Annotated in this window: 5 protein-coding genes; all 5 read right to left on the bottom strand. The window is 66.5% G+C overall.

What is annotated here, in order from left to right; genetic code table 11:
- Positions 1-71 precede the first annotated feature (71 nt).
- The 5 genes from Q0O97_RS15135 to mmsA are packed head-to-tail and all read right to left on the bottom strand — an operon-like array spanning position 72 to position 6,451.
- Positions 72-983 carry a Gfo/Idh/MocA family oxidoreductase gene (locus Q0O97_RS15135; protein ID WP_294931139.1) on the bottom strand — a complete coding sequence of 304 codons (912 nt, stop codon included), beginning with the start codon at positions 981-983 and terminating at the stop codon, positions 72-74.
- On the bottom strand, positions 983-2,725 hold the full coding sequence (gene araD / locus Q0O97_RS15130) for an L-arabinonate dehydratase (protein ID WP_294931136.1): 1,743 nt from the start codon (positions 2,723-2,725) through the stop codon (positions 983-985). The genes Q0O97_RS15135 and araD overlap by 1 nt, the downstream gene beginning before the upstream one ends.
- A gap of 8 nt (positions 2,726-2,733) precedes the next feature.
- Positions 2,734-3,726: an AraD1 family protein gene (gene araD1 / locus Q0O97_RS15125; RefSeq protein WP_294931133.1), complete on the bottom strand. Its 993-nt coding sequence runs from the start codon at positions 3,724-3,726 to the stop codon at positions 2,734-2,736.
- Positions 3,726-4,919, bottom strand: a complete 1,194-nt coding sequence (gene mmsB / locus Q0O97_RS15120; RefSeq protein WP_294931130.1) for a multiple monosaccharide ABC transporter permease — start codon at positions 4,917-4,919, stop codon at positions 3,726-3,728. Before mmsB ends, araD1 begins: the two co-directional genes overlap by 1 nt.
- Before the next feature lie 11 nt (positions 4,920-4,930).
- On the bottom strand, positions 4,931-6,451 hold the full coding sequence (gene mmsA / locus Q0O97_RS15115; RefSeq protein ID WP_294931127.1) for a multiple monosaccharide ABC transporter ATP-binding protein: 1,521 nt from the start codon (positions 6,449-6,451) through the stop codon (positions 4,931-4,933).
- Positions 6,452-6,474: the final 23 nt, after the last annotated feature.

The raw sequence follows: 6,474 nt of genomic DNA, 5'->3' as shown, positions 1-6,474 counted from the left end.
GGGCAGCACCGCCCACCCAGTCGCCTGCGATCAGATGCTTGCCATGTGGGGTGAAGGGCATGAAGGAATCCTCAAGGTTCAAATGCTTCGACGGTATTGCGGCGGCCAAGGACAAAGGCATCCGCGACCAGCACCATCGGCGTCAGGTCCACGTCGCTTTTTCCTTCGCGCACCAGCCGCGCCATGCGGTGATAAAGCGCGGGGTATTCCCCCATGATGCTGTCCTCGCCGCCAACGCGCCGGCCGTCGATTTCCAGCAGGTTGCCGCCCATGCGCAGCGCAAGATGCCCGGCATCGGTCCGCAACTCGATATCCCAGGTCTGCGGCCCTTCCTGGCGGAAGTCGAGATCGGCGGCGATGCCGTGGCTGAAGGACAGCCGCGCGGCGATCGGTGCCTGGCGGTTCCGCGGAAAGTCCAGCTCGGCAGCGGTCAGGTGGACCGAGACCGGCAGGATTTCGGTCAGGATCGACAGGGCGTTGATGCCGGGATCGAACACGCCCATGCCGCCGGGATCGAAGATCCAGTCCTGGCCGGGGTGCCACCTGCGCACATCCTCGCGCCAGGTGATCCGGCCCGCCCGGATGTCGCGGTCCGCAAGCCATGCCTTCGCCTGCCCCACCGCATGGGCCATCCGCGAATGCCATGTCGTGTAAAGGCCGACACCGTGCGCCTGCGCCAGATCGCGCAGGACATGCACCTCGGCCAGCGTGGCGCCGGGGGGCTTTTCCAGCATCAGGTTGCGGCCCGCGCGCAACACCGCCTGCGCGGCGGCAAAGCGCGGAACGGGGGGCAGGCACAGGCTGACCGTGCCGATCTCGGGGTGGGCGGCCAGCATCCGGTCCAGATCGGCGAAGGCGGGGACGCCCTCGACCCGGCCCCGGCGCGAGACGGTGGCGGCCAGTTCCCAATCGGGGCTGGCGGCCAGCGCGGGAACGTGCTGGTCCAGGGCGATCTTGCCGATCCCGACGAGAGCGATCTTCATCAATGGCTGTCCTTTCCGACCGGGTTGCCGCGGCATCCGCGCAGGAAGTCTAGGTCCGCGCCGGTATCCGCGCCGGTCACATGCTGCTGGTGCAGCCAGGCATAGCCGCTGGCAGGCTGGTCGGGCAGCGGCCTCCATTCCGCCAGCCGCGCGGCCAGTTCGGCGTCCGGGATATCCAGGTGCAACCGGCGGTTCGGCACGTCAAGCTCGATCATGTCGCCGTCGCGCACCACGGCCAGCGGACCGCCCGCCGCCGCTTCGGGGCTGGTATGCAGAACCACGGTGCCATAGGCGGTCCCCGACATCCGCGCATCGGAAATCCGCACCATGTCGGTGATGCCCTTGCGCAGGACCTTGGGCGGCAGGCCCATGTTGCCGACCTCGGCCATGCCGGGATAGCCGCGCGGGCCGCAGTTCTTCAGGACCATGACGCAGGACTCATCAATGTCCAGCGCCTCGTCCTCGATGCGCGCCTTGTAGTCGTCGATATCCTGAAACACCACAGCGCGGCCACGATGGACCAGCAGATGCGGGCTGGAGGCCGAGGGTTTCAGCACCGCCCCCCTGGGGGCCAGGTTGCCGCGCAGAACGGCGATGCCGCCGTGATCGGTCAGCGCCCTGTCGGTGGGCAGGATCACGTCCTCGTTCCAGTTGACGACATCGCGCACCTCGTCCCAGATCGCCGCCCCGGAAACGGTCAGCGCATCCCTGTGCAGCATCCCCGCCTCGCCCAGGCGCTTCAGCACGACCGGCAGGCCGCCGGCATAGAAGAATTCCTCCATCAGGTATTTTCCCGAGGGCATCAGGTTCACGATGGTCGGCACGTCGCGGCCCAGCCGGTCCCAGTCGTCCAGCGTCAGATCCACGCCCACCCGGCCCGCCAGCGCCAGCAGGTGAACCACGGCATTGGTGGACCCCCCGATGGCGCCATTCGTGCGGATCGCATTCTCGAACGCCGGTTTCGTCAGGATATCGGACGGTTTCAGATCATCCTTGACCATCTGCACGATCCGCCGCCCCGAGATCTGCGCCATCACGCGGCGGCGGCTGTCCACGGCCGGAATCGCCGCATTGCCCGACAGGGCCATCCCCAGCGCCTCGGCCATCGAGGCCATCGTCGAGGCCGTCCCCATCGTGTTGCAGGTGCCCGTCGAGCGGCTCATGGATTGCTCGGCCTCGAGGAATTCGTCCTGCGTCATCTCGCCCGCCTTCACGGCCTCGCTGAATTTCCACAGATGCGTGCCCGAGCCGATCCGCTCGCCCCGGAACCAGCCGTTCAGCATCGGGCCGCCGGTGACGACGATGGACGGGATATCGGTCGAGGCCGCCGCCATCAGCAGGCTGGGCGTGGTCTTGTCGCAGCCCACCAGCAGCACCGCGCCATCCATCGGCTGGCCGCGGATGGTTTCCTCGATCGCCAGCGCGGCAAGGTTGCGAAACATCATCGCCGAGGGGCGGAAGGTGTTTTCGCTGGCCGAGAACACCGGCACCTCGACCGGAAAGCCCCCCGCCTCCCACACGCCCGCCTTCACCTTTTCGGCCAGTTCGCGCAGATGGCCGTTGCAGGGGGTCAGGTCGGACCATGTGTTCAGGATGCCGATGATCGGGCGCCCGTCGAACAGGTCATGCGGATAGCCCTGGTTCTTGAGCCAGCCGCGATGATAGATCGTGTCGCGCGAATTGCCACCATACCATTCCTGCGAGCGCAATCTGCGGGGCCAGGGTGCCGGGGTAAAGCTCATGTCTTGTCTCAAAGGGCTGCGACGGCGACCGGGATCGACTCATCTGGTTGCTGGATCAGGCGATTGCGCAAGGGCAGGCCGAAGGCGGGGCATTCGATCTCGAACATGTCGCCGGAAAGGACGCCGATGCCGTCGGCAAAGGACAGCGTGGCGGTGCCGAAGAAATGCACATGCAGATCGCCCGGCTGGCGGAACAGCGCATATTTGAAATGGTGGTGTTCCAGGTTGGCCAGGCTGTGGGACATGTTCGCCTCGCCCGACAGGAAGGGCTTTTCCCAGATCACGGCGCCGTCGCGGATCACCCGGCTGGCGCCCTCGACATGGTCGGGCAGATCACCCACCAGCATCTCGGGGCCGAAGCTGGCGGGGCGCAGCTTGGAATGGGCCAGCCACAGGTAATTGCCGCGTTCCGTCACATGGTCGGAAAATTCGTTGCCAAGGGCAAAGCCAAGGCGGAACGGCGTGCCATCCGCGCCGATCAGGTAGATGCCCGCGATCTCGGGTTCCTCGCCCGCGTCCAGGGCGAAACCGGGCGAGGCCAGCCCGGCCCCCGGTGCCACCGCCGCATGGCCGTTGCCCTTCCAGAACCATTCCGGTTGCACGCCGATCTGGCCTTGTCCGGGCTTGCCGCCCTCCAGCCCCATGCGGAACATCTTCATGCTGTCGGTCAGCGACTCGGGGTCGGCCTTGCTGTGCATCGCGTTGCGGGTCGAAGCGGAACCCAGATGCGTCAGCCCGGTGCCCGTCAGGTGCAGATGCGCGGGATCGGGGTGATCGACGGGCAGAAGCAGCCGGCCCTCGGCCAGCGCAGCGACAAGGTCCACCGGATCGCCCTGCCCGCGCGCCGCGATCTCGGCCCGCAGGCCGTGGCCCGCCGCGATGGCGGCTTGGGCCAGTTCAAGCGTGGTGGCGGCGCCGGGAACCAGGCGGGCGGCCTCGCCCTCGCGCGCGGCCACGGCGCGGCGCCCGTCGGGCAGCTTCAGTTGCGACAGGAACATCATCAGGCTTCCTTGTTCTTGTTGTAGACATCGAAGACGACGGCAGCCAGCAGCACCAGCCCCTTGATGACCTGCTGATAGTCGATGCCGATGCCCAGGATCGACATGCCGTTGTTCATCACCCCCATGATGAAGGCGCCCACGACCGCCCCCACGATCCGGCCCGAGCCGCCCGCCATCGAAGCCCCGCCGATAAAGACCGCCGCGATCACGTCCAGCTCGACCGCGAACCCGGCCTTGGGCGTCGCGGTGTTCAGCCGCGCGGCATAGATCAGCCCGGCCAGCGCGGCGAGCAGGCCCATGTTCACGAAGGTCAGGAAGGTCAGCCGCTCGGTGCGGATGCCCGACAGCTTGGCCGCCTTGGCGTTGCCGCCCACCGCATAGACGCGGCGGCCGATGGTCGTGCGCTCGGTCACGAAGACATAGATCACGGTCAGCACGACCATCGACAGCAGCACGTTCGGCAGGCCCCGGAACCATGCCAGCTTCCAGGTCACGAACAGCAGCGCCGCCGCGATGATCGCGTTGCGCAGCACGAACAGGCCCATCGGCTCATCCTCGATCCCGTAGCGGGCGTTGCGGGCGCGGGTGCGCAGGCCCAGCCAGACCAGCACCAGCACGGTCGCCGCCCCCACGGCCATCGCAAGCACGTTCGGGCGGCCCACCATGAACAGGTCGGGGATGAAACCGTTCGACAGCGCCTGGAAGCTTTGCGGAAACGGCCCGATGGACTGCCCGGCCAGCAGCCACAGCGACAGCCCGCGAAAGACCAGCATCCCCGCCAGCGTCACGATGAAGGACGGGATCTTCCAATAGGCCACGAAATAGCCCTGCGCCGCGCCGATCGCGGCCCCGCAGGCAAGGCAGGCGGCGATGGCCACGCCCGGCGGCAGTTTCCACGACACGATCATCACCGCGGCCAGCGCCCCGATGAAGCCCATGACCGAGCCGACCGACAGGTCGATATTGCCGCCGACGATCACCAGCAGCATGCCCAGCGCCATGATGATGATATAGCTGTTTTGCAAGAACAGGTTGGTGATGTTCACCGGGCGCAGCAGCACGCCGCCCGTCACGACCTGAAAGAACCCCATGATCGCGATCAGGGCGAACAAAAGCCCGTATTCGCGGATATGTTTCGCGATATACGCGCCGATGCCGATCCCGGCATTCCGGGCGCTGTCCGTCTGTGTCATGGCCGCCTTCCCTATTCCCTGACGATCAGCGACATGATGGCTTCCTGGCTGGCCTCGGCCGCCGTCAGTTCGCCCACGAAGCCGCCCTGGTTCATGACATGGATCCGGTCGCACATGCCCAGCAGTTCGGGCATCTCGGACGAGATCATGATCACGGCCTTTCCGGCTGCGCTCAGGTCGTTGATGATATTGTAGATTTCATATTTCGCGCCCACGTCGATGCCGCGCGTGGGTTCGTCCAGGATCAGCACGTCCGGGTCGGTGAAAAGCCATTTCGCCAGCACGACCTTCTGCTGGTTGCCGCCCGACAGGTTCATCACCTTCTGAAAGACCGAGGGCGTGCGGATCCGCAGCGCCTTGCGGTATCTTTCGGCCACCCCGGTCTCGCGTCCCTCGTCCACGACCCCGCGATTGGCGACCGCGCCCAGGTTGGCAAGGATCGTGTTGCGGCGGATGGTTTCTTCCAGGATCAGGCCCAGGGTCTTGCGATCCTCGGTCACATAGGCCAGCCCCGCCCGGATCGCCCGGTCCACGGTCGAGACATCGGCCACCCGGCCCTTCATCCGCACCTCTCCGCTGATGTTGCGCCCGTAGGAGCGTCCGAAGATGCTCATCGCCAATTCGGTCCGCCCCGCCCCCATCAGCCCGGCGATGCCCACGATCTCGCCCGCGCGGACCGTCATGGACAGGTCGCGGATCATCTGCCGGTCGCGCTGTTCGGGATGCCAGACGTTCCAGTTCCGCAGTTCGAACACCACCTCGCCCGCGCGCCTTTCGCGGTCGGGAAAGCGGTTCTCCATGCTGCGGCCCACCATGTCGCGGACGATGCGGTCCTCGGTCAGATCGCCGCCGCGCGCGTCGATGGTCGAGATGGTGGCGCCGTCGCGGATCACGGTCACGCTGTCGGCGACGCGGCGGACCTCGTTCAGCTTGTGGCTGATGATGATCGAGGTGACGCCCTGCGCCTTCAGCTCCAGCAGCAGGTCCAGGAGCGCCTGGCTGTCGGATTCCGACAGCGCGGCGGTGGGTTCGTCCAGGATCAGCAGGCGGACGTTCTTGGACAGGGCCTTGGCGATCTCGACAAGCTGCTGCTTGCCGACGCCAAGGCTGTCCACGCGGGTTCCGGGCGTTTCGCTCAATCCGACCTTGGCCAGCAGCCCCTCGGTCTGGCGAAAGGTTTCCAGCCAGTCGATCACGCCGCCCCTGGCGCGTTCGTTGCCCAGGAAGATGTTCTCGGCGATGGTCAGCAGCGGCACCAGCGCCAGTTCCTGATGGATGATGATGATGCCGCGATCCTCGCTGTCGCGAATGCCGGCGAAAGCGGCGGGCTGGCCGTCATAGACGATCTCGCCCTCGTAGCTGCCATGCGGATAGACGCCCGACAGCACCTTCATCAGCGTGGATTTTCCGGCGCCGTTCTCGCCGCAGATCGCATGAATCTCGCCTTCGCGGACCGAGACGCTGACATCGTCCAGCGCCTTCACACCCGGAAAGGTCTTGGTGATATTGCGCATTTCCAGAAGCGCGGACATCGCGAAGCTCCGTTGTGCGGGGC

The sequence above is a fragment of the uncultured Paracoccus sp. genome, from assembly GCF_945915435.1.
Classification (GTDB): Bacteria; Pseudomonadota; Alphaproteobacteria; order Rhodobacterales; family Rhodobacteraceae; genus Paracoccus.
Note: the sequence above shows the minus strand (reverse complement) of the source record. Positions and strands in the feature narration are given on the sequence as shown.

Excerpts from the sequence above, each read along its gene's own strand:
- Q0O97_RS15135 (WP_294931139.1), bottom strand. The coding sequence starts at position 983 with ATGAAGATCGCTCTCGTCGGGATCGGCAAGATCGCCCTGGACCAGCAC.
- araD1 (WP_294931133.1), bottom strand. The coding sequence starts at position 3,726 with ATGATGTTCCTGTCGCAACTGAAGCTGCCCGACGGGCGCCGCGCCGTG.
- mmsA (WP_294931127.1), bottom strand. The coding sequence starts at position 6,451 with ATGTCCGCGCTTCTGGAAATGCGCAATATCACCAAGACCTTTCCGGGT.
- araD (WP_294931136.1), bottom strand. The coding sequence starts at position 2,725 with ATGAGCTTTACCCCGGCACCCTGGCCCCGCAGATTGCGCTCGCAGGAA.
- mmsB (WP_294931130.1), bottom strand. The coding sequence starts at position 4,919 with ATGACACAGACGGACAGCGCCCGGAATGCCGGGATCGGCATCGGCGCG.